We start from the raw sequence: 950 nt of genomic DNA on the forward strand, positions 1-950 counted from the left end.
CTCCCGCACTGTGGCCAAAGCGGCCTGCATGTCCGTGATGCGGCGGGTGAGAGCGTCGGTATTGTCCTGCTCGCGCAGCAGGCCGATCTCCCGCTCCAGGCGCATCTGGTCCTGTTGGGACTGCTCGTACTGCTCCTGGAGCTCGCGGAGACGGCAGGTGAGTTCCTCCGCCTCGCCCTGGGCGCGGCGGGCTTCGTCGTCGCGGATGATCGCGGTCTGCCGGGCGTGCTCCAGTTCGGCGGCAGAGTGCCGTAACAGGACCTCCAGGCGTTGTTCCTGCCTGCGGGACAACGTCAGATCATCCAGAAGCCGGGCCTTCTCGTGCTGCAGGTTTGTTGCGCGGCCGCGCGCCGCATCCCGCTGGTCCAGCGCGTCGTAGAGGTCGGCGAGGAGAGGGAAGGTGGTGTGCAGTGCCGCCCGGTGAGCAGCCCACAAGCCTGCGACCTGCTCGCGCGTGGGCGGCGGCAGGAGGGTCTCATCCGCGATGTCGAGCAGGTGCTGCACCACATCCCGGGCCGGCACCCGCTCACCGGAGAAGAACCGCTGCAGCGTCGCCTTCGCCGTGCCCGACACATCGGCGCGCGCACCGCCCTGTGCCTGTTCCTCTCCGGTGCGGCGGGTCAGTTCGGACGATATGCGTTCCAGCGTCCACGGCGGGTCCGCGGCCCGCAGCGGCACCAGCACCACCGTCCGCCACAGCCGCAGCCATGTGATGACCGTGCCCGGCAGACTCTCATCGATCGGCTTCATCGGCCGGCCCGCTCGCCGGCTGTCCTTCTGCGCCATGCCGCGCCCATGCCCCCTGCGTTGTTCCCCCCACAGAACCGCCAGCACCTTCGGCGGCCCTGCTACCGAGTCAATCAACGGCCCCCAACGGTGGTGGACACCAACCGGCGACATCCGACGTTCGGCAGGAGTCCACCATGCTCGATCCACACGCCGCCCCGCAC

General features: G+C 69.5%; 1 protein-coding gene. It reads right to left on the reverse strand.

From position 1 onward, the window contains the following. On the reverse strand, window positions 1-786 hold a 786-nt coding region (locus EHS43_RS45200; protein ID WP_148104371.1), incomplete at its 3' end, for a hypothetical protein. Window positions 787-950: the final 164 nt, after the last annotated feature.

Source organism: Streptomyces sp. RP5T, from assembly GCF_003933965.1.
GTDB lineage: Bacteria > Actinomycetota > Actinomycetes > Streptomycetales > Streptomycetaceae > Streptomyces.